The sequence below is a fragment of the Romboutsia sedimentorum genome (assembly GCF_030131845.1).
Classification (GTDB): domain Bacteria; phylum Bacillota; class Clostridia; order Peptostreptococcales; family Peptostreptococcaceae; genus Romboutsia_D; species Romboutsia_D sedimentorum.
Genome location: NZ_JASKYM010000002.1, coordinates 137,633 through 160,427, shown reverse-complemented (window position 1 = coordinate 160,427; position 22,795 = coordinate 137,633). Strand labels below are relative to the sequence as shown.

General features: G+C 28.5%; 22 protein-coding genes. All 22 read right to left on the bottom strand.

Translation table 11 applies throughout. From position 1 onward, the window contains the following. Positions 1–22: 22 nt before the first annotated feature. Positions 23–745 (bottom strand): RNA polymerase sporulation sigma factor SigE, encoded by a 723-nt coding sequence (sigE, locus tag QOZ84_RS05880; RefSeq protein ID WP_284132034.1) that lies wholly within the window; start codon positions 743–745, stop codon positions 23–25. A 27-nt stretch (positions 746–772) separates the two neighbouring features. After that, entirely contained in the window at positions 773–1,615 is an 843-nt protein-coding gene (locus tag QOZ84_RS05875) for a sigma-E processing peptidase SpoIIGA (protein ID WP_284132033.1), read from the bottom strand. Between the two features lie 343 nt (positions 1,616–1,958). After that, on the bottom strand, positions 1,959–3,098 hold the full coding sequence (ftsZ, locus tag QOZ84_RS05870; protein WP_284132032.1) for a cell division protein FtsZ: 1,140 nt from the start codon (positions 3,096–3,098) through the stop codon (positions 1,959–1,961). A gap of 106 nt (positions 3,099–3,204) precedes the next feature. Beyond that, complete coding sequence (locus QOZ84_RS05865; protein WP_284132031.1) at positions 3,205–3,558, bottom strand: small basic family protein; 354 nt, start codon at positions 3,556–3,558, stop codon at positions 3,205–3,207. A gap of 61 nt (positions 3,559–3,619) precedes the next feature. Continuing rightward, the gene (locus QOZ84_RS05860) at positions 3,620–4,312 is read right to left on the bottom strand and encodes a DUF881 domain-containing protein (RefSeq protein ID WP_284132030.1); all 693 of its coding nucleotides are present in this window, start codon (positions 4,310–4,312) and stop codon (positions 3,620–3,622) included. Between the two features lie 3 nt (positions 4,313–4,315). Then, positions 4,316–5,008 (bottom strand): DUF881 domain-containing protein, encoded by a 693-nt coding sequence (locus QOZ84_RS05855; protein WP_284132029.1) that lies wholly within the window; start codon positions 5,006–5,008, stop codon positions 4,316–4,318. Positions 5,009–5,036: 28 nt separating this feature from the next. Continuing rightward, positions 5,037–5,771, bottom strand: a complete 735-nt coding sequence (locus QOZ84_RS05850; protein ID WP_284132028.1) for a cell division protein FtsQ/DivIB — start codon at positions 5,769–5,771, stop codon at positions 5,037–5,039. A gap of 82 nt (positions 5,772–5,853) precedes the next feature. After that, the gene (murA, locus tag QOZ84_RS05845) at positions 5,854–7,134 is read right to left on the bottom strand and encodes a UDP-N-acetylglucosamine 1-carboxyvinyltransferase (RefSeq protein WP_284132027.1); all 1,281 of its coding nucleotides are present in this window, start codon (positions 7,132–7,134) and stop codon (positions 5,854–5,856) included. A 75-nt stretch (positions 7,135–7,209) separates the two neighbouring features. Continuing rightward, positions 7,210–8,433 (bottom strand): undecaprenyldiphospho-muramoylpentapeptide beta-N-acetylglucosaminyltransferase, encoded by a 1,224-nt coding sequence (gene murG / locus QOZ84_RS05840; RefSeq protein ID WP_284132026.1) that lies wholly within the window; start codon positions 8,431–8,433, stop codon positions 7,210–7,212. Between the two features lie 14 nt (positions 8,434–8,447). Further along, positions 8,448–9,578 carry a stage V sporulation protein E gene (spoVE, locus tag QOZ84_RS05835; protein ID WP_284132025.1) on the bottom strand — a complete coding sequence of 377 codons (1,131 nt, stop codon included), beginning with the start codon at positions 9,576–9,578 and terminating at the stop codon, positions 8,448–8,450. Between the two features lie 34 nt (positions 9,579–9,612). Beyond that, entirely contained in the window at positions 9,613–10,971 is a 1,359-nt protein-coding gene (gene murD, locus QOZ84_RS05830; RefSeq protein ID WP_284132024.1) for a UDP-N-acetylmuramoyl-L-alanine--D-glutamate ligase, read from the bottom strand. A gap of 16 nt (positions 10,972–10,987) precedes the next feature. Then, positions 10,988–11,956 carry a phospho-N-acetylmuramoyl-pentapeptide-transferase gene (gene mraY / locus QOZ84_RS05825; protein ID WP_284132476.1) on the bottom strand — a complete coding sequence of 323 codons (969 nt, stop codon included), beginning with the start codon at positions 11,954–11,956 and terminating at the stop codon, positions 10,988–10,990. Between the two features lie 38 nt (positions 11,957–11,994). Next, on the bottom strand, positions 11,995–13,368 hold the full coding sequence (locus tag QOZ84_RS05820) for a UDP-N-acetylmuramoyl-tripeptide--D-alanyl-D-alanine ligase (protein ID WP_284132023.1): 1,374 nt from the start codon (positions 13,366–13,368) through the stop codon (positions 11,995–11,997). A gap of 173 nt (positions 13,369–13,541) precedes the next feature. After that, positions 13,542–15,521: a stage V sporulation protein D gene (locus QOZ84_RS05815; protein WP_284132022.1), complete on the bottom strand. Its 1,980-nt coding sequence runs from the start codon at positions 15,519–15,521 to the stop codon at positions 13,542–13,544. Positions 15,522–15,534: 13 nt separating this feature from the next. Continuing rightward, complete coding sequence (locus tag QOZ84_RS05810; protein WP_284132021.1) at positions 15,535–15,891, bottom strand: hypothetical protein; 357 nt, start codon at positions 15,889–15,891, stop codon at positions 15,535–15,537. A gap of 265 nt (positions 15,892–16,156) precedes the next feature. Beyond that, positions 16,157–16,600, bottom strand: coding sequence for an MOSC domain-containing protein (locus tag QOZ84_RS05805; RefSeq protein ID WP_284132020.1), 444 nt, complete (start codon positions 16,598–16,600; stop codon positions 16,157–16,159). Beyond that, positions 16,597–18,492: a molybdopterin biosynthesis protein gene (locus tag QOZ84_RS05800; RefSeq protein ID WP_284132019.1), complete on the bottom strand. Its 1,896-nt coding sequence runs from the start codon at positions 18,490–18,492 to the stop codon at positions 16,597–16,599. The genes QOZ84_RS05805 and QOZ84_RS05800 overlap by 4 nt, the downstream gene beginning before the upstream one ends. A 10-nt stretch (positions 18,493–18,502) precedes the next feature. Further along, complete coding sequence (locus QOZ84_RS05795; protein ID WP_284132018.1) at positions 18,503–19,729, bottom strand: molybdopterin molybdotransferase MoeA; 1,227 nt, start codon at positions 19,727–19,729, stop codon at positions 18,503–18,505. Next, complete coding sequence (locus QOZ84_RS05790) at positions 19,730–20,359, bottom strand: ATP-binding cassette domain-containing protein (RefSeq protein ID WP_284132017.1); 630 nt, start codon at positions 20,357–20,359, stop codon at positions 19,730–19,732. It lies immediately after the preceding gene. Positions 20,360–20,361: 2 nt separating this feature from the next. Next, a complete protein-coding gene (locus QOZ84_RS05785; RefSeq protein WP_284132016.1) occupies positions 20,362–21,051 on the bottom strand; it encodes an ABC transporter permease in 690 nt (229 codons plus the stop codon). A 9-nt stretch (positions 21,052–21,060) separates the two neighbouring features. Beyond that, on the bottom strand, positions 21,061–21,924 hold the full coding sequence (locus QOZ84_RS05780; protein ID WP_284132015.1) for an ABC transporter substrate-binding protein: 864 nt from the start codon (positions 21,922–21,924) through the stop codon (positions 21,061–21,063). A gap of 17 nt (positions 21,925–21,941) precedes the next feature. Beyond that, positions 21,942–22,712, bottom strand: a complete 771-nt coding sequence (fdhD, locus tag QOZ84_RS05775; protein WP_284132014.1) for a formate dehydrogenase accessory sulfurtransferase FdhD — start codon at positions 22,710–22,712, stop codon at positions 21,942–21,944. Between the last annotated feature and the right edge of the window lie 83 nt (positions 22,713–22,795).

The window sequence follows — 22,795 nt, the reverse complement described above, 5'->3', positions numbered from 1 at the left end:
CTTTTAAGAAGAAATTATTTATTTATACAAATTTTTTCATTTCTTTTTTTAATCTAGAAATTATCTTTTTTTCGAGTCTAGAAATGTAAGATTGAGATATTCCAAGCATATTCGCAACTTCTTTTTGAGTTTTTTCTCTTCCTCTCGTAGTTAATCCAAACCTTAATTCCATAATTTGCTTTTCTCTGTCTGACAACCTATCAAGTGCCATAACTAATAAATCCTTATCTATCTCTTCTTCTATTATTTTATATATCTCATCATTTTCAGTTCCTAATACATCTGATAGTAAAAGTTCATTGCCGTCTAAATCTACATTTAAAGGTTCATCAAAAGAAACCTCAGTTTTCTTTTTATTATTTTTTCTAAGATACATTAATATCTCATTTTCTATACATCTTGAAGCATATGTTGCTAATTTTATATTTTTATTTAACTTAAATGTGTTTACAGCTTTGATTAAACCTATAGTTCCTATAGATATTAAATCTTCTACATCAATACCTGTATTTTCAAATTTTCTAGATATATATACTACTAATCTTAAATTTCTCTCTATTAAAATAGTTTTTACACTTTCATCATGTTCTAGTTTTTGTAATATCTCATTTTCTTCATCTGGTTTTAAAGGTGGTGGAAGTATATTCACTCCACCCATGTAATAAATTCCTTTTGGCTTTATTATACCTAACTTAATTAATATAGATATAAATTTGTTAAATACTTTGGATATTAATGATTTCATTTTTATCTCCCCCTTTAATTTATATATCTAAACTTCTGACAATAAACACGGATTTAATATTGCATTGTACTCACAATCATTAAAATTAGAAATACCTAATATTATATTGCCTATTTTATTTTCATCTACCTCTATGTAATCTGCTTTTAGGCCCAATATAATACTACCTTTGCTGCTTCCTGCATGTTTGTACGGAATCAATCTTATTCTCGATGAAATTTCATCATCTAATAAATTTATAAGTTCTTCTGCCTTCATCATATCTATATTTTCATAATCATAATTAATAAGAGCTTCTGGCAATACATCTTTCAATGCACTTGATTTAACAATAACAACATCATTATTGCTCATAGGATCTTTTAATAAATTCCCACTATCTAATAGAGCTTTGCAACTACATCTTTTATCTAAAAAATTTATATTTACAGTCTTTGTAAATTCTTTAAGCTGCTTAATAGTCTTTATATCGTTATATATGTACTTTAGTAGTTCACAACTTACATATGCACAAATTATTATAAAAGATATTTTCATATGATCTATACCTGTAAAATAAATTATAAAAAAAGTAGTTCCAGATATAAAAATATTTACTAAATAAAAAACAAGAACTATGCTCATATACTCTTTTTTATTTTTATATGTAAATGCTAAAAGAGTTATAATGGTCATAATTAATATTTTAAATGGTATAGTAAACAATATATCTAGTTGGGGATAAATATATGCTATAGAGTAAATAGCCCCTAAAGACGCACCTATACATTTTTTTTTATTGCTATTATATTTTTTTGTTAGAATAGAAGTACAACTTATAATAATATAATTTATTAATAGGTTTTCTATAACGTAGTATTCCATATACATTGCATAGTCCCCCTTTTACCTTTGCTTATATTATAAATTAGTAGTCACAAAATTTTATGTCATTTTTAATGGTCGAAATGCATTTATTTTACTGTAAGAAAACACAAAAAAAGAAAGCATTCAGCTTTCTTTTTAATTTCTAAATTCACATTATATTTTAAATATATTTTTTTAAATGGCTATATTAGAATGTTTCTTTATAATATTTATTCAATAATGTCCATTTTTATACCTATATTTCAACTTTTTTTATTTATACTAATTTGTAGAAATTGACCTCTACGAGTAATATTTACGCTTAATTTAGTGCATAAAAAAAGAAGCCATATAGACTTCTTTAAGTTTATCTTCTTCTTCTTAAAAATGTTGGAATTTCCATATCGTCTTCTTCAACAACATTTACTTTTTTAGGTTCTTCTCTTGTCATTATTATTTCTTCTTTTTCTTCTGGTTTTTGTATTGGTGCTGTATTTAAAGTAGGTCTTTGTGTTACCTTTGGCTTCTCAGCTATATCAAAGCTCATATCTTTATTATCATCAAATCCTGTAGCTATTACAGTTATCTTTATTTCTTCACCTAAATCTTCTCTTATAGATGCTCCAAATATAATATTAGCTTCTGGGTCACATGACTCATTAACTAAAGTTGATGCCTCATTTATTTCTAATAGTCCTAAGTTAGGGCCACCTGTTATATTAAGTAATACACCTCTTGCTCCTCTTATCGATGTTTCAAGAAGTGGTGATTGTATAGCTAGTCTTGCTGCTTCAAGTGCTCTATTTTCACCTGATGCGCTACCTAGTCCCATATGTGCTAGTCCTTGTTCTTTCATTACTGAAGTAACGTCAGCAAAGTCTAAGTTTATAAGGCCTGGAACTGCTATTAAATCTGATATAGATTGTATACCTTGCTTTAATACATCATCAGCTATAGAGAATGCATCTAGCATAGATGTATTTTTTTGTACTATCTGTAAAAGTCTATCATTTGGAATAGTTATTAATGTATCAACTTTTGATTTTAATTCAGATATACCACTTTCTGCATTTTTCATTCTAACTTTACCTTCGAATACGAAAGGTTTAGTAACTACCCCTACAGTAAGTATTCCCATTTCTTTTGCAAGTTGAGCTATAACAGGTGCTGCTCCTGTACCTGTTCCTCCACCCATGCCAGCAGTTACGAATACCATATCTGCTCCTTGAAGCACTTTAACTATCTCATCTTTACTTTCTTCTGCGGCTCTTTTACCAACTTCAGGATTTGCTCCTGCTCCAAGCCCTCTCGTTAATTTCTCGCCTATTTGAATTTTATATTCAGCTTTTGATGTAAGTAAAGCTTGCTTATCTGTGTTAACGGCTATGAATTCAACACCTTGAAGTTGAGCTTCAACCATTCTATTGACAGCGTTGTTTCCTCCGCCACCTGCGCCTATTACCTTGATTTGAGCAAGACCATCTGTTTCTACGTCAAAGTTTAGCATCTATTAAACCTCCTTATTTTATGATTGTAAATAAATATATGTATTAATTATATCATTTAATCTTTTAATTTTGTTAATATTTAACTAAGTTATTCCACAAAAATATTCATTTTCCTCTTTTTTTATTCCTCATATTTGTAACAATATATCTCCTAATTGTGGATAAATTGTCAAATATTCTCGATCCGAATACCAATATGGCGACATAATAAAGCGGTATACCCAGTCTATCACCTATATATGTCAGTATCATAGCTAATAGTGCATTGCCTATGAACCCAGTTAAAAATATTATATTATCATATTTGCTTTTAAATCCTGATTTAACTGCTCCAAATATAGAGTCCATAGTTGCAAGTATTGCTACAGACATATATAATGAGTAATCTATAGGATAAGTAAATGGAATATAATATCCAACTACGACTCCAAGTGCTAAGCCTGCTAATATCCATATCAAAATAATCACCTTCTTTATTTTACTTTGAAACCCCTACATTTTTCAAGGCTTTTAATGTTTTTTATATAGATTTTTTATATGAGTTTATTGTCATACCATCTTTTTGTTCAACTTTTATATAAATTCCATATCCATCTTTTAACAAATTTGCATAAGATTGTGGTGAAATCATTGATGCCATTAAGATATCTTTATCTCCTATGGCACTTATAATAAAGGGTTGTCCATATGTTTTATCATTTACAGTTATAGTAGCTCCAGAGCATTTTATTTTACTTAAAGGCAAGAGCCTCTCTCCATTTATAGATAATGCTTTTGCTCCAGATTTTTTTAAATCGTTTATAACTCTTATGATATCTATATCATGAACAATTAAATCATTTGGATTTTGGCCACTAGCTAACTCTTTATCACTATCCTTTATAGTAATTATAGCACCATCTCCGCTTACTTTTGACATTCCACTCATTTCTTTTAAAAATTTTAATTCTTCTTCCATTAAATCTGGAATAGATTTATTTTCATCATCCATTACTTCTTCATAATTTTCTAATTTTTTTTCATAACTTATTTTTGTTTCTTTTAGTTTATTTACTTCTTTTTTAGTTTTTTCTATTTGGCTTTCAATCTCTTTTTTGTTTTCTAAAGTAATATACATTTTATTAGAATCTAAAGACTTTATATATGTTGATATTAAAATACCAAATATAAATGCACTAAATATAAATATTTTTCGCTTTATAATTTTACGCATAATTTACCTCTTATCCGCACTTGAATCTATCAATTTACTATGCCCATTTATCTCCATTTTTGTTTCTTTTTTTATCTCAATTTTACAATTATAATACTTCTCCATCTCCCAAATGATACCATATTTAATTTGTAAAGCTGAAGCTAAAGTATCTGGATCCCCAATTGCTTTTATTATTATTGGTTCATCTATTTTTATATCATTTATAAATAAGCTATCACCCTTTAAATGTATATATGTATTAGAAACAACTCTTTCTCCATTTATTGATATTGCATTTGCTTGTGCTGAATTTAGTTTATTTATCATAGATAATATTAAATCATAGTTATATATTATACTTTGATTACTATTTGATTTTGCACCTAAATTTTGATTAATATTAACTTCTATCCCTTTTCCAGATACATTAGTGTACCCAGCTAACATTTCATATTTGCCTATTTCAGCTTCAAGTTTATCGTCACCTTGATCGCCTTTATACTTATTTATTTTATCTTCTATAGCTTTATTTTCAGCTCTAAGATCGCTTTCTTCTTTTTTTAATCCTCTCAATTCTACAGCTAATTGTTCTCCTCTTTTAGAAGTTGTCATTCCATTATTTTCTGTATCTATAGTTTTTAACTGTAAACTTATAAGAATACCTAGTATTATACTGCAAATTACTAAGCTTTTATAAGCCTTTTTCTTTTGCAACAAAATCACCCCTTATCTAAATTACTATTTAAGGTCTATATATAGGATTACTTCCAGAAATAAAATCTATCGTTCCTCCATTTACATGTTTTCCTTGTAAATCTGACAAAATAGAACTTATCATCGCAATATTATACTCTATTTTTTTATCATTAGGTAATATTATTTTTATATCATCTTTTGTGTACATATTTATAATATCATTTTTTTGCAAATTAATTTTATTTATTTTTTTGTAAAGATTATTTTTCTTCATAGATTCTAATAAATATAGTAACCTTTTTTTAGTTTCTTCATTCTCAAAATCTATGCTTTGATCATCATTTAATTTATATTTTATTTCTACAACAACATTTTCTTCATTTCCATCTAATTTTTCTATTTTTTGTATTGAATTTCCTTTAGTGTCTATATAACAATAGTTTTTCTCATCTTTAATAGTTGCAGCTATCTCTTTTTCTATAATTAATATTTTTAATTTATTAGGGATGCTTCTTTTTACTTTTACACTTTCTATGTATTTATTTTCCATCAAAGACTTTTCCATTTCTTTTGCATTATACATAAATATATTTTTATCTTCTTTTATGTCTAATACTTTTATTATTTCGTCTTTTTTGACTCTTTTGTTACCTTCTATCTTTACATTTGTGCTATTAAATAAATTGCTATTTAAAGTTATATATATAAATATTATTATCATTAACATAAAGCTTAGCAAAATCATTAATTTGCTAGTATTATGTTTTTTATATTTTTTCATGTTTATACTCCCTCTCTTATTTTTTTATATAACTAATAAATACAACTAAATATGCACTTTTTCCTTCAAAATAATAAAAGGCTTAATAGCCTTTTATCACTTCTATATCTTCTGCTTTTACTATATCAGCACCTAATTCTCTTAATATACTCTCAATATTTTCATATCCTCTTTCAACATGATATATATTTGAGATCTCAGTTTCCCCTTCTATTGCTAATGCAGCTAATATAAGAGATGCTCCTCCTCTTAAATCTGGAGATGAAACATTTGCATTATAAAGCCTATCAACACCTTTTACTATACACATTTTTTCCGTTATATATTTAATATCTGCACCTAATTTAGCAAGTTCGCTACAATGCATAAATCTATTTTCAAAAATAGTTTCATGGAATATAGTACTTCCATTAGATATTGACATAAGTGCCATTAATTGAGCTTGCATGTCTGTTGGAAATCCAGGGTGTGGAGAAGTTTTTACTAAATCTATAGCTTGTATAATCTTTGGTGGTTTAAGTTTGAGACCTTCCTTTGTATATTCTATTTCACATCCAGCATCTCTCAACTTATCATTTATAGGCTCCATATGAGTTCTTACTACCTTATCTACTTCCAAACACCCTCCAGTCATCGCAGAGGCCACCATATACGTTCCTATGGCTATTCTATCAGGGATAACATTGTATTCTACTTCGTGTAATGAATCTACTCCTTCAATTTCTATATAACTAGTTCCTGCCCCTTTTATTTTTGCTCCCATTGCATTCAAAAAAAACTGTAAATCTTCTATTTCTGGTTCTCTTGCTGCATTATATATTTTTGTTATACCTTTAGCCCTAACTGCAGCTAACATTGTATTTTCTGTGGCTCCAACACTAGGAAACTCCAGATTCACAATATTTCCCACTAATCTATCTCTAAAGCATTTTATGAAGCCCTCTTCTTCTTGTATCCTTATTCCTAGTTTCTTTAAAGATTTAAGATGCAAATCTATAGGTCTTGCTCCTATTGCACATCCCCCTGGATGGCTTATTTTTATATAATCAAGTCTTCCTATCATAGCACCCATTATGATTATTGAAGATCTCATTTTTCTGACATACTGTTCTTCTATTTCCATAGAATTTATATTTGAACTATCTATAATTAATGTTCCATTATCATAACTTGTATTGCATCCAATGCTTTCTAATATTTTTATCATAACGTATACATCAGATATATCCGGTACATTATGGATTGTGCTTATACTTTCATTAAGTATAGTTGCTGCCATGATAGGTAATATGGAGTTTTTAGCTCCTCTTATTGATAACCTACCCTCTATTTTGTTTTTACCACTAATTATATACTTAGACAAAGTTAACCCCCCTAGTGTTGTATATTAAATCATAATGCCTATAATTTAAATATTATGTACTAGAGGGGTTATATGTTACTTTTTCTTTATTCCTATTACTTTAGGTTGTTTTTGTGCTTCTATATTGTTTTCACTGTTTTTTATTTCTTCATTCTTTTTAACTGTCTTATTTTCTTTGTTTGATGATTTTTTTTGATTCTCGTTATATATTTTCATAACCTCAGCATATATAAGATCTATTGCTTCTGGCTTCCCTATTTCTTTACTTGCATTAGCCATATCCATTAATTTTTCTTTATCTCCTAAAAGTTTAAATACTGCTTCATTTAATTTTTGTGGAGTTAAATCTTTTTCTAGTATAGCTACTCCACCACCTTGATTTTCAATACTCTTAGCATTGTACTCTTGATGGTTCTCAGCAGTATAAGCTTTAGGTATTATTATAGACGGCTTACCAAGTGCTGTTATTTCAGCTAAAGATATTGCACCAGCACTACCAATTACTAAATCACTAGCAGCTAGCGCATTAGCCATATCCTCTAAATACGGAACAACTCTTTGATATGGTTTTAGAGATATGTTTGATATACTGTTTGAAAATTCTTCATAGTAGTATTTTCCTGTTGCAAATATAAATGCGACATCATCTTTTACCATGTTTTCTATTACTAATTTCATAGCATTATTTATATCTTCACTTCCTCCACTACCTCCGTAGCAAAGTACCATTTTTTTATCTTCGCTTATACCTAAAGTTCTTCTAGATACATTTTTTCTAGCATTTAATATTTCTTTTCTAACTGGATTTCCTACAAGAACTAATTTTTCTCTGCTTCCTTCAGGGAATCTTTCATGTGAATCTTCAAAGCTTGTTAAAACTCTAGTTACCATTTTAGACAATATTTTATTAGTAACTCCTGGGAAAGAGTTTTGCTCATGTATAACAGTCGCTACCTTATTCATAGATGCGTTAAATAATACAGGTCCACTTACATATCCCCCTGTACCTATTACGATATCTGGTTTAAATTTTTTAACTACTTTTCTAGATTGTTCTAACCCTTTAAATAATTTAAAAACTCTTTTTACGTTATCAAAATCTATTTTTCTTTTAAATCCTTGTACTGTAACAGTCTTTAATTCATATCCATACTTTGGAACTATTTCTGATTCTATTCCTTTTTGAGTACCAACAAATACTATTTCAGCATCGGGATGTTCTTCTTTTATTCTGTTTGCTATGGCTATGGCTGGATAAACATGACCCCCAGTTCCACCGCCTGATAATAAAACTTTCATTGCATTTTCTCCTGTTAATTAATTTTGACATGTTTTGATATATTTAATACAATACCAATCGCACTCATAAATATTATAAGGGATGTTCCTCCATAACTTATAAATGGCAAGGCAACACCTGTAACTGGCATTGAAGAAGTTGATACAGCTATATTTAAAGCTGCTTGAATTCCTATTTGAGCACCGATTCCTATAACTACCATACACGCAAATATATTAGAACATTTTAAAGCTATTCGTATACATCTGTAAACTAATATTACAAATAACATTATTACTACTATACATCCTACAAGACCTAGTTCTTCGCCTATTATGGCAAATATAAAATCATTTTGTGGTTCTGGTATGTAAAACCATTTTTGTTGGCTTTTTCCTAATCCCATTCCAAATAATCCACCTGATCCAAGTGCATAAAGCCCTTGTATAACTTGGTATCCATTACCTAGAGGGTCTTGGAATGGATCTAAAAATGACAATATACGCTTTAATCTATATTCAGATGTCAGTGCTAAAGCTAGAAATAATGCAACTCCACTACCAAACATAACACCTACAAATTTCATATCCATACCTGCTACAAATATCATAACAAAAGTTACTAATATTATAGTCCCAGCTGTAGACATATTAGGTTGAAGCATTATAAGAATAAAAAATAATGCGGGAATTATCATTAATGGTAAAACACCCTTTGTCAAAGATTTTATATCATCATATTTTTTTTCTATTAATTTTGCTGTAATGATTATTGTTGCAAATTTTGCAATCTCTGCCGGTTGTATAGTAAGCGCACTATAACCTAACCATCTTCTAGCTCCATTTGCTTTTATTCCAAGTGGTGTTAAAACCAATATTAATAGTATAAACGCTATAATCCCCATATACTTAGCATTTTTCTTCCAAAAGCTATAATCAATATTAGATATTGTGATCATACAAATAAAACCTAATATCGCAAAGATTACATTTTTCTTTAAAAAATGATAAGCATCATGGTGTTTAAACGAAGATTGAACAAAACTTGCGCTAAATACCATGATGATTCCTATAAATACTAAAATCATAGTAGTATAAAATATTACACTATCAAACTCCATCTTTGTTCCCTTATCAACTCGTTTTTTTAATACTTCCTTGGGCATCCGATAGACTTACCTCCATTCGTGAGGTAAGAGGTTATTTTAAATTGTGTACATTATCTTTGAAGTCGTTACCTCTTACTTCAAAACTTTTATACATATCCCAGCTTGCACAAGCTGGAGAAAGAAGTACAACATCTTCTTTATTTGCTATTTTATAAGAAATGCTAACCGCTTCTTTCATATCTTTAACTTTATAAATCTCTTTAAATCCTTTTTCTTTTGCAATAGTTTGTATTTTAGAAGCAGTTTCTCCTAAAAGCACTAATGCCTTAACATTTTCTTTTGCAACATCTAAAAGTTCATCAAAATTACTTTGCTTATCCATTCCACCTGCTATTAATATTATCGGTCTCTTATAAGACTGAATTGCCTTTATAGTTGAATCTGGATTAGTCCCTTTAGAGTCATTTACAAACATTACTCCATTTAAATTTTTTACAAATTCTTGTCTGTGTTCTACTGCTGCAAAACTTTTTAATACATCCTTTATAACTTCTATATCTACATTAGATACATATGAGATACCTATTGCTGCCATACAGTTTTCTAAGTTATGATTTCCTGGTAAGCTTAGCTCTTCTTTATTTAAAAGAACTACTTTATCATTTATATCTATAACTATATTATTGTCCTTATTTAAATATATTCCTTCTTCAAGTTGTTTTTTTCTAGAAAAGAATATTTTTTTAGCTTTTATATCTTTACTTATCTCTCTTACTACTTCGTCATCATAGTTTAGAATACAAAAATCTTCGCTATTTTGATTCATAAATATTCTAGATTTTGCTTCTATGTAATTTTCCATAGTATGGTGTCTATTTAAGTGATCTTCTGTAAAGTTTAGTATTGCACTAACCCTAGGTTTAAACGTATCTATACTCTCTAATTGAAAACTACTTAATTCAGTAACTAAAACTGATTTTTCATTTGCAACTCCTACAGTATCTATAACTGGATTACCTATGTTTCCAACTATATAAGTATCTACATTAGATTTTTTAAATATTTCTCCTACTAAGCTAGTTGTAGTTGTTTTACCATTTGTACCTGTTATTCCTATAAATGTAGGATTGTTAGATAGCCTATAAGCTAACTCTACTTCACCTATTATCTCTATGTTTTTTGATTTTAGTTTTAATATAAAAGGTAAGTCTAATGGCACGCCTGGTGATACCACAGCCATATCTATATCATCAACATTTTCTGGATGATATCCTAATATATATTCAACATTATCTAAATTTTCTAATTCTTTAAGTATATCACTTAATTTTTCTTTATCTTTTATGTCATTAACTATTATGCTTTCACCTAGTTTATCTAAATGTTTAATTGTTGATATACCAGTTTTTGCAAGACCTATTAATAGAATTTTTTTATTTTCTAGGTTCATTTTTCTACCCCCAAATTTAGAATATTGCTATTATACCTATCCATGCTAATACTACGGTAGTTATCCAAAATACAAATACTACTCTAGTTTCAGGCCATCCACATTGTTCAAAGTGATGATGAATTGGAGCCATTTTAAATATTCTTTTTCCTCTTAATTTGAAAGACCCTACTTGAAGTATTACAGATATAGCTTCTGCAAAATATATTCCTCCAACTAATGGTATTAATAAAATAGAGTTTGTTAATACAGAAAATGCAACAACCGCTCCACCTAGAGCCATTGAACCTGTATCACCCATAAATACTTTTGCTGGATATGAGTTAAATCCTAAGAATCCTAAGCAGCCTCCTACCGTTGCTGCCGCTAGAACTGCTACATCTGTGTTAACAGTTACTGTTGATGCAAGTAACATAAAGAATGTAGCAACTATTAAAGTTACTCCTGATGCTAATCCATCTAATCCATCAGTTAGGTTTACCGCGTTAACAATCCCAACTATTATAAATGTCATTATAGGAATATATAATGCTCCTAAATTTATAACTGCATCTGTAAATGGTATTATAAGCTGTGGTGCACTAGCTGCTGATGTATATTGATAATATGATATATATAAAGCTAGAGCAAATTGAAGTACTATTTTTTGCCATGCTCTTAATCCTAGCGATCTTCTTTTCTTTATAATTATAAAGTCATCTATAAACCCTACAAGACCAAATCCTACTATAGACATTAGACCTATTACCATATCTGATCCAACTTTACTTCTAGTAAGTCCCGTTATAAGGATTGCTACTATCATTAATATCCCACCCATAGTCGGTGTTCCATTTTTTGCTAAATGTGTTTTTGGCCCTTCTTCTCTAACTGTCTGACCGAATTTGAATTTTGTTAACATAGGTAAAAATATTGGTCCTAATATAACTACTATTAGAAATGAAATCAATGCTGTATAAGTAAGTTCTGTTATTCCTAACATAATATATCTCCTCTCCCTTGCTGGCTATCTCTTTAGTTTTGTTATTTACTAAGATATTCTACTATTTTTTCTAATTTCATACCTCTAGATGCTTTAACTAATACGATATCTTTTTCTTTTAATAAGTTATCTATTTTATTAATAGCATCTTCTTTCGTATCAAAATGATGTATATTTTCTTCATCAAACCCTAAGTTTAAGGCTTCACTTCCTATAAATCTAGAATTACATCCTATAGTTATTAATAAATCAGCGTTATTTATAACACTTTCTCCTACTAATCTATGACCATACTCTGCATGAGTTCCCATTTCAAACATATCTCCAAGTATTGCAACCCTTTTATTTTTATATCTTCCTAAAATTTTTAACGCTGCTTTCATAGAGTCTGGGCTTGCATTATATGTATCGTTTATTATTGTTAATTTATCAGTTTTAACTATATCCAGTCTCATACCAGTTGCTTTAAAGTTTTTTAAACCTTCTTTTATTTCATCTAAAGAAAGTCCTAAACTCATACCCACTAATATAGCACCCATTGCGTTATATATATTATGTTCACCTACTGTAGGTATAAATATTTCTTCTTTTTTATTGTTTATCATACATACAAATGTTATACTTTCTTCATTCATATCATAGCTACTACAATAAATATCATTATCTTCATTAAATCCAAACGTCTTTAACTTATATTCGTGATTTTTATTTTTTAAAGTAGATAAAAATTTATCATCTCCATTAACTATTAATGTACTTGAAGAATCAAAATTTGATGTTATTTCCATCTTAGCTTTTAAGATTCCTTCTTGCGAGCCTAAGTTTTCTATATGAGATAATCCTATATTAGATATAACTCCTATTTGAGGGTTTACTATATTAGCTAAATATTTTATTTCGTCAAACCCAGACATACCCATCTCAATTACACCACATTCATGAGATTCATTTAAGTTAAATAATGTTAGTGGCACTCCAAGCTGGTTATTTAAATTACCTTCATTTTTTAATGTGTTAAACTTTGCTGACACTGTAGCATAGATCATATCCCTAGTAGTTGTTTTACCAACACTACCCGTAATTCCGATATATGGTATATTAAATTTCGATTTATAATATTTTCCTATATCTCCCATAGCTATCTCTGTATCTTTAACTTCTATTAAATTTATGTCCGAACTATCTAATTTTATGCTATTACTTTCGTTTTTCATAAAATTTCTGCATCCATTTTCATATGCAGATTTAATAAATTCATGTCCGTCTAAACTTTCTCCAACTATAGCTACAAATATATTTTCTTTATTTGCAGATCTGCTATCTATAATAACGTCATTTATACGGTCATTTTCGTTCCCAGCTATTAGTCTACCTTTCGTTGCAAGTACTAACTCTGATATCGTTAGACTGTTCATATTCATGCCTCCTTTAAGTCCTTTTTCTATTGTTTATATAAATTTCCAATAAAAGGCAATGTATATCCACATATACATTGCCTGCTACTAACCTTAACTTTATAATTATATACTATATTTTTGTTTTTTTGAAGGTCTTTCTAAGTATATGTTAATAATCTGTTACTTTTTATTTATTTGAAATATAACATTATACTAGACCCTTCAGCTATTTTTATACCAGGTTTTGGGAACATATCTGCAACCTTAGTACCTTTATCTATTTCTATATCTGTATCTAAATTCGGTTTTAACTTCGCTTCTTCCAATACTTTAGTAGCTTCTTCTATTGGTAAGTTTCTTACATCAGGAACACTCACTTGTTCTCTTTGGAATTCTTCTTTTTCTTTTTCACTATATTTTGGTTCTACCCCTAAATATTTTAAAGAGTCATTCATTATTTCTTTTACTATAGGTCCAGCTGTTGTACTACCAAATGCCATTACCCCTGTTGGTTCATCTACTATAGCAAGAACTACTATTTGAGGATCATCACATGGAGCTACACCCATAAATGAACATATGTATTTTCCTTGAGCATATTTTCCATCTACAACCTTTTGAGCTGTACCTGTTTTTCCACCGATTCTGTATCCTGGTATATATGCAGCTTTACCTGACCCTTCGCTTACAACAGATTCTATTATGTCCATCATCTTTTTAGATGTATCACTAGATATTACCTGTCTTACTACCTTAGGAGGGATTTCATCCACTATATTCGCTTGATTATCTGTATATGCTTTTACTATTCTTGGTGCCATTAAATTTCCATCATTTGCTATTGATGATATTGCACTTATAAGTTGTATAGGTGTTACTGATATTGATTGACCAAAAGATATTGTAGCAAGTTCTACTGGCCCTACATTTTTTTCATTATATAAAATACCCTTAGCTTCTCCAGGTAAATCTATACCTGTTTTATCCATAAATCCAAAAGCTTCTATATAATCATACATTTTTGAAACTCCAAGTCTACTTCCTACTTCTACAAAAACTGGGTTACATGAATTTTGGACACCTTGTTTAAATAATTGTGGTCCATGAGGTCTATAATGTCTCCAACATTTTATTTTTCGGCCTCCTACAGTTACACTTCCTGTACAAGTGAATTTTTCATTATCCTTAATTACATTCTCTTCTAATCCAGCAGATGATGTAATTAATTTAAAAGTTGATCCCGGTTCATATGTATCACTTACTACTGGATTTCTCCACATTTGATAATATCCTTTTAATTTATCTTTATCCTCATATTTATCTAATTCTTCTTGATAGTATGGGTACATTGGAGTTCTCGGGTCATTAGGATTGTAGTCTGGTTTTGATGCTAAAGACAATATATCCCCTGTCTTTGGATCCATTGTAACTACACTAACTCTTTTTGCATTATTAAGTTCATATGCTTTTTGAACTGCTTTTTCTGTATAATGTTGTATTACCTCATCTATTGTTGTAACTAATCCATCCCCTTGAGTTGGCTCAAAATATTTTTCCATACCTCTTGGTATTTCTCTTCCTGATGCATCAGTACTTACTATTAGTTTTCCAGACTTTCCTTTTAAGTGTTTGTCATATTTCATTTCAATCCCAGCTATACCTTGAGAATCTGAAGATGTATGTCCTAATACATAAGGAGCAAAGTTTCCATATGGATAATATCTTTGATTATCCTCAGCAACCCATATACCTGAAATTTTAGCTTCTCTTATTTTAGTTGCTTTATCATCATCTATCCATCTTTCTATTTTAACTAATGCCATGTTCTTTTTACTTACAAGTTTTTGAATATCCTTTTGTTCTTTACCTAATATTTGTGAAACTTTTTTTGCAGCTTCATCTTTATCTTTAACCTCTACAGGCTTACACCATACAGTATATTTGGTAACACTCACTGCAAGTTCTTTCATGTTTTTATCATATATAGTTCCTCTTTTAGGTTCTATAGGGATTTCTCTTGTTTGTTGGTCTGTAGCTTTAGTACTTAGCCAATCACCCTTTATCAATTGAAGATATCCAGTTCTAAACGTAAGCCCTAAAAACAAAGCACAAGCTAATACAAGAACCATTACTAATCTTTTTTTACTTACTCTTTTTATCTTTTTGTTCAATTTTTCCCCCCCCTTACTTTTCAACTTCTATGTATCTTGTTTGACTCTTTGTAGGATAGTCCATACCAAGTTCTTCTTTAGCTTTTTTTTCTATTTCTTGTATAGATTTATCAGTATCTACTTTTGCCTTTAATTCTTCTAATCTAACTTGTTCTTTACGCAAATCTTGCTTTAAGTAATGAATGTCGTACTTAAGGTCAGATACAACTGTATACCCACACATACTTCCTATTAGAATGCCTACTATCGAAATAGATATTAAAGATATAAATATTTTCTTTTTAAATTTTACATTTCGTTTCTTTTTATGCTTATTCTTTTTTCCTTTTTTATATTCATTCATGTTTTTTATTTTTTTATTTTTTTTCATATATGCCACCTTCACGCTTTATTAAATCTCTATATTATATTTGTGATTTGTTATCAACCTTCCTTTAAACTTTCATCGTAAAATTAATACACTAAATAACAATTTTTTTATTTTTTTGTGTTAGTACCTGTATCTTTTAATAAATTAATAGATAATTTTTTTGTAAAAAAACCTCTCTAATTAATATAACTAAAGTTATAAACACACAAAAAAGACAGATTAATTTTTGAAATTAATCTGTCTTTTTTATTAAATAACATACCTATTACTCTATAACTTCTATTTTGTCCCCTGGTATTATCTTTCCAGCTTTTAAAATTTTAGTAAATATTCCTTCTCTAGGCATTACACAATCTCCAACTTGAGATTTTATAGCACAACCTGCATGGCACTTTTTTCCTATTTGAGTGACTTCTTGAATAGTCTCACCTATTTTCAATTTAGTTCCTACAGGCAATTTGTATAAGATTATATCTTTAGTAGTTATATTTTCTGCAAATTTACCACTACCTAAGTCATCAATACCCATTGCTCTTATCTTATCTATACTTTCATCTCCTAGTAAGCTTACTTGTCTATGCCAGTCTCCTGCATGAGCATCTCCTACTAAACCATGGTTTTCTTTAAAGAAACCTACTTCTATAGGAGTTTTTATAACTCCTTTTTCTTTGCTTATATTAATTGCTATTACTACTCCTGTTTTATTCATATATGAACAACCTCACCTATCTTGTCAAATTCATAGCCACCAAGTTTTTCAACTTCACTCTTAAACTCTTCACTTTTTAATATATCTATAAATTTTTTAATTTTCTTGTCTTTTAAATTTTCTTCTCTAATTAAGAAATCATAACTTTCATATCCTACAGAAATAAAATCTAAATCCATAGCTTTAGCAACAGACATTACTCCAAGACCAGTATCTGCACTTTCACTTTTAACTGTAACTGCTACTGCCATATGAGTATTCATTTCTCTTTCATAACCAATAACTTCATCTACGCATATATTTAATTTATTTAAATTATAATCTAATAAAAGTCTAGTTCCTGCACCTCTTTGTCTATTTATATAGCTAACATCTTTGCTTATCAAATCTTCAAATTTTTGTATGTTCTTAGGATTTCCCTTTTGAACTATAAATCCTTGAAGTCTTCTAAGTCCTTTTATTAAAGCCATTTTTTCATCTTTAAAATATTTTTTAACATAACTTACATTATATTCTCCAGTATTCATATCTAATAAATGTATTGGGGCAATATGAGCTTCATCTCTTTTAATTGCCATAATCCCACCCATACTACCAACATGACCTGAAGATAAATTCATTTTGTTTGCCAATATATCCATGACTATATCATGACTTCCTATAGAAACTAATGAATTTTTTATTTCATTCATAGGTTTTAAAATTTTAACTTTTACAGTACTTCCCGCTTCTATACCTTCATAGTTTCTAGGTATTTCTAGTAGTCCGTCGGCTTTAACTAAACTCATAGTAACTCCTGCACCTCTAGTTAGTGGTGTAGCTACTAATTTTTCATTTATATAACCTAAGTTAACTCTAACTATTTCTTTGTGTTTTAAAGACGAAACTAATCGCTTAGAAAGTATAGCATCATAAGTATCTTCTTGTTCTTTATCTAATCCACTCCATTTTAATATTATTCTTTTAGCAATTTCTTCAAACACTATGTACGCTGAAACTGGATATCCAGGTATTCCAACTACAGGCTTATTATTTACTATCCCAAGTATAGTTGGCTTTCCAGGTTTTAAAGCTATTCCATGAACTACAACTTCCCCAATTTCTCTTATAACTTTAACTATAAAATCTTTACTTCCTGCTGAAGTTCCTGCATTTACTACTACTAGATCACTATTTTTACTAGCTTCATCTATAGTGCTTTTTAATTTTTCATAATCATCTCTTTGTGGTGAGTATCTATTTGAAATTCCACCATACTTATTTACTAAATTTTCAAAAACCCTAGAATTAGTATCTAAAATTTTACCTTTTTCAAGTTCATCTATATTTTCTATTATTTCACTACCTGTAGGTATTATAGAAACTATAGGTTTTTTAAATACTTTTACTTTTGAAATTCCTCCACTAATAAGTGCACCTATGTCTATAGGGCGTATTTTATGATTAGAAGGCAATATCATCTCTCCTGCTACAATATCCTCACCAATAGGTCTTATGTGTTGCCAAGGGTATGCAGGCGCTATTATTTGAACTTTATCATTTTCAAGTTCCATAACATCTTCAATCATTATTACGCCATTATAATCATCATTTATTACATTCCCAGTATTAACATAAATAAAATCTTTATTTAATTCTAATATTTTAGGATTTACTTCACTTGCTCCCATCGTATTTTGTGAAATAACTGCAATTCCATCCATTGCAGCACTATTATAATGAGGTGAAGAGTTTTTAGCAAAAATGCATTCAATAGTTACTCTATCTAAACAATCATAAACATCTATTTCTTCATAAGAATTATTTTCAAAGTTTATCTTTTCAAAATAACTATCTATAGCTTCATCTAAATCAATATTTGATATATATATATTTCTATCTTCTTTTTTCATAGCGCTCCCCTTATAATAAATGAACTTTTACTTCTTGTTCTTTATATAGACCTTCACAATTTTCATCTATAATCACATATCCACAAGATTTTGATAGTAATGTTATCATGGAAGATTTTCCAAACATAGGTCTAGCATAATACTTATTATCAACTTCTTCTAAGCTTACCATTTGATAAGTTCTTTTTCCCGGTGAAGAATGTAAATTTTTATCTATTATCGCACTAACAGTATATTTATTTATATTAATATCTAGTATTTCATTAACTAAATACTCTATAAATATCTTGAAAACTATTATGGCAGATACAGGATGCCCCGGAAGACCTATGACAGGTTTATTTTGACATTCTCCTATTATAGTTGGCTTGCCTGGTTTTAGAGAAATTCCATGAACTAAAACGCCTTGTCCATCAAATGAATTTATTACATCATAAGTATAGTCTTTAGTTCCAACGGAGCTACCTCCTGAAATCAATACTATATCACTACTATTTATTCCATTTAAAACTTCATCTCTTAATAAATCATATTTATCTTTAACTATAGTTCTTTTTACAATACTTCCACCTAAATTTTTTATAAGTGAATAAAGTGCATATCCATTTATATCTCTAATTTTTCCAAACTCTAACTTTTCATCTAAATCTATAATTTCATCTCCACTAGATATTATAGTGAATTTTATAGGCTTATAAATCTCTACTTCATTAACACCAAGTGCTGCTAAAACGCCTATATCTTGAGAAGTTATTTTTGTTCCTTTACTTAATACTTTTTCGTTTTCTTTAATATCATCACCTTTATAAACCACATTTTCTCCAGTTGATATAGGCTTATGAATTGCAATAGTATTTTCATCTAGTTTTTCAACATGTTCTATCATAATAACGCAATCACTGCTTTTAGGAATCATGCCTCCTGTTGGGACATATATGCACTGACCATTGTTTATATCAATGTTTACAGCTTCTCCCATTCTAACTTCTCCTAAAACATCTAAAAAAGAAGGCATAAAATCGCTACAACCATGGCTATCTTTGCTTTTTATAGCATATCCATCAACAGTTGAACGATTAAATTCAGGGACATTAATTTGAGATATTATATCTTTACTTAAAACTTTTTCATAAGAATCTAAAATGCTTACTTTTTCAGTTTCTATTTTTATATTTTTAAAATTCTTAACTAAAATATCTTTAACTTCATCAACAGACATCACATTAAAAAAGTCCATTTAATTTCCCTCCTGTTTATCTAAAAAAATTACATTATCACATAAAGATTTTATTTGTTCTTTATCGTGAGAAACTAATATAATTGTATTATTTTCATTAGTATTATAATTAACAATAATCTTTTCAATAGTTTTTTTATAATCACAATCTATATTTGAGGTTGCTTCATCTAACATCAATACTTTTGGTTTAAATATTAGAGCTCTAGCTAATGCAACTTTTTGTTGCTCTCCTCCAGATAATTTAGTAGCCTTTTTATCTTTTAAATTTTCTATTTCTAAAAGTTTTAATATTTTTTCAATTTCATTTTTTTTATCTTCTTTTTTAATTTTTCTAAGACTTAATGGATAAGATAAATTTTTATAAACTGCACTATTTAAAAGCCTTGGTTTTTGAAAAACCAAAGTGATGTTTTTTGAAATTTCATTATTTAATTCTTTATCATTATAGTAAATTTTCCCACTAAAATTTTTATCAATTCCACTTATTATATTTAATAAAGTGCTTTTGCCACATCCATTTTCTCCAACTATTCCAGTTATTTCATTTTTTTTAATTTCTAAGTATGGTATATCTAATATCAACTTATCTTTATAGTATTTTTTTAAATTTTTTATCACTATATTCATACTTAATCCTCCATACTATAAGTATAAGTTATGTTATTAATAATAAATGATATCAAAAGTAAAACTATCCCCAAAGCTATTGCCATAGAATAGTCTCCCATAGAATTATACATAGCTATAGATGTCGTCATAACTCTTGTGCATCCTTTTATATTACCACCAACAACCATAACTGCCCCAACCTCTGAAATCGCTCTTGAAAATGCAGTTATATTATTCATCAACATATCTTCTTTTAATTCCTTAATAACAAGGATTACAATTTGTAATTTATTAGCTCCAAGTGTTACACCCATCTCTTTTATATCCTTACCCCTAGATTTACTAAGGTTATATGTAAGACCTAAAATTAAAGGTGAAATTAAAACACTTTGAGCTATTATCATTACATAAGGTGTATACATCAGATTTAAAAAACCTAGTGGCCCATTTCTAGTTAGTATTATAGAAATTACAAGCCCAACTATTACAGATGGAATACTCATAAATGTATATACTAATCTAGAAAATAATGCTTTAAACTTAAAGCCAGTTATACCACTGTATACACCTAAAGGAATCATAATTATAGAAGATATAAAAGTAGCAATACATGAAACTTTCAAAGATAAAAATATTATATCGTATAAATTTTTATCAAAGCTTACTAATAGTTCAATACTATTTTTAAATCCTTCTATTATATAATTCATATAAATCTCCTATTTAGCATTTGGATTGAATAATGATTGTCCGTACTCTGCTTTTTTAAACTCACTTATATCCTTTTGAGTTTTTTCGTTTAATATCCACTCTTCAAACTTTTTAGCATCTTTAGAGTTTATATTTTTAAATTTATCTGGGTTAACACACATTACTCCATATTGATTCTTTAAATTTTTATCGTTTTCAACAACTACATCTAAGTTTAACTTGTCTTTCATAGCTAAGAAAGTTCCTCTATCTGTTATAGTATATGCTTGCTTTTCGCTAGCCATTTTTAATACTTCGCCCATTCCAGACCCTGCTTCAACATACCAGTCTCCCTCTGGTTTTAACTCAACACTTTTCCATAATTTAAGTTCTTTTTTATTTGTTCCTGAATCATCTGCTCTTGATATGAACATTCCCTTATCTTCATATATTTTCTTTAAAGCATCTTCAGTTTTATTTTCACCTGTAATCTCTTTTAATTTTAATGGATCATTTTTAGGTCCAACTATTATAAAATCATTGTACATTACATCATGTCTTTCTTTAGCAAATCCATCTTTAACAAATTTTTCTTCAGATTTAGTATCATGAACTAACAATACATCTGCTTCACCTTTTTCTCCCATTTCTATTGCTTTACCAGTTCCAACTGCTATAGTTTTAACTTCAATATTAGTTTCTTTAGTAAACTTTGGTAGTAAGTCATCTAAAAGACCGCTATCTTGAGTACTAGTTGTAGTTGCTAATATTAAATTAGAACTTGGTTTTGTTTCTTTAGTTGCTTGATTTTGATTTTTATTTGTACAAGCTGTAATCGATGTAGCTGTTAAAAGTGCTAACGTTAAAATACCTATCTTTCTTTTTAATTTCATAATATTTCTCCTTTTATTTAAATATATTTATTGTAGACATTTAATCTGTTACCTCTAGCAAATCCAATTATTTCAATGTTTAGTTTTTTACCCATATCTATTGCTAGATTTGTAGGAGCAGATCTTGAAATTATACATCCAATTCCAAGTTTTGCGCATTTTAAAACTATTTCAGAAGTAATTCTTCCGCTAGTTATCACTATTTTGTTTTCTATATTTATATTGTCTATTAAACAATTTCCAATTATCTTATCAAGTGCATTGTGTCTTCCTATATCTTCTTCAAAATATAATATATCATCATTATCTATTAACCCTACGCTATGTACACCGCCAGTTTCAAAAAATAGTTCAGACTTTTTATTAAATATTTTCATTATTTCTAGTATTTTTTCATATTCTAAATCCATCTTATTATCGTTTTTCTTACATTTTAAAGAATCTATAACATTGTAAAATATACTTCCTTTTCCACATCCAGTAGTTATAGTTCTTTTGCCATATAGGTTTTCTACGAATTTATTTATATTGTATAATTTAACATGTGCATATCCTTTTTCTTCATCAATTCGTATATTTTCAATATCATTCATAGACTTTATAATACCTTCTGAATGTAGAAATCCTATAACTAAATTTTTTAAAGATTTTGGAGAACATAGTAATGTTATAAAATCATTTCCATTTAAAAACAACGTAAACGGATATTCTGTTACTACTATATCTTCTTCTTGAAATACTTCTTTATCTTTATATTTTTCTATAATATATTTTTTAGTAATATCCATTTTTTTCACATCCTCTACATATTTATACAATATATTTTGATAAAATCCTCTTTATTTCCTCAAAATAAAATATTATATACTTA

Bases quoted from the DNA above. Each gene is read 5' to 3' on its own strand.
- sigE (WP_284132034.1), bottom strand. From the start codon at position 745: ATGAAATCATTAATATCCAAAGTATTTAACAAATTTATATCTATATTA.
- QOZ84_RS05875 (WP_284132033.1), bottom strand. From the start codon at position 1,615: ATGTATATGGAATACTACGTTATAGAAAACCTATTAATAAATTATATT.
- ftsZ (WP_284132032.1), bottom strand. From the start codon at position 3,098: ATGCTAAACTTTGACGTAGAAACAGATGGTCTTGCTCAAATCAAGGTA.
- QOZ84_RS05860 (WP_284132030.1), bottom strand. From the start codon at position 4,312: ATGCGTAAAATTATAAAGCGAAAAATATTTATATTTAGTGCATTTATA.
- QOZ84_RS05850 (WP_284132028.1), bottom strand. From the start codon at position 5,771: ATGAAAAAATATAAAAAACATAATACTAGCAAATTAATGATTTTGCTA.
- murG (WP_284132026.1), bottom strand. From the start codon at position 8,433: ATGAAAGTTTTATTATCAGGCGGTGGAACTGGGGGTCATGTTTATCCA.
- spoVE (WP_284132025.1), bottom strand. From the start codon at position 9,578: ATGCCCAAGGAAGTATTAAAAAAACGAGTTGATAAGGGAACAAAGATG.
- murD (WP_284132024.1), bottom strand. From the start codon at position 10,971: ATGAACCTAGAAAATAAAAAAATTCTATTAATAGGTCTTGCAAAAACT.
- QOZ84_RS05820 (WP_284132023.1), bottom strand. From the start codon at position 13,368: ATGAACAGTCTAACGATATCAGAGTTAGTACTTGCAACGAAAGGTAGA.
- QOZ84_RS05810 (WP_284132021.1), bottom strand. From the start codon at position 15,891: ATGAAAAAAAATAAAAAAATAAAAAACATGAATGAATATAAAAAAGGA.
- QOZ84_RS05805 (WP_284132020.1), bottom strand. From the start codon at position 16,600: ATGAATAAAACAGGAGTAGTAATAGCAATTAATATAAGCAAAGAAAAA.
- QOZ84_RS05800 (WP_284132019.1), bottom strand. From the start codon at position 18,492: ATGAAAAAAGAAGATAGAAATATATATATATCAAATATTGATTTAGAT.
- QOZ84_RS05795 (WP_284132018.1), bottom strand. From the start codon at position 19,729: ATGGACTTTTTTAATGTGATGTCTGTTGATGAAGTTAAAGATATTTTA.
- QOZ84_RS05790 (WP_284132017.1), bottom strand. From the start codon at position 20,359: ATGAATATAGTGATAAAAAATTTAAAAAAATACTATAAAGATAAGTTG.
- QOZ84_RS05785 (WP_284132016.1), bottom strand. From the start codon at position 21,051: ATGAATTATATAATAGAAGGATTTAAAAATAGTATTGAACTATTAGTA.
- QOZ84_RS05780 (WP_284132015.1), bottom strand. From the start codon at position 21,924: ATGAAATTAAAAAGAAAGATAGGTATTTTAACGTTAGCACTTTTAACA.
- fdhD (WP_284132014.1), bottom strand. From the start codon at position 22,712: ATGGATATTACTAAAAAATATATTATAGAAAAATATAAAGATAAAGAA.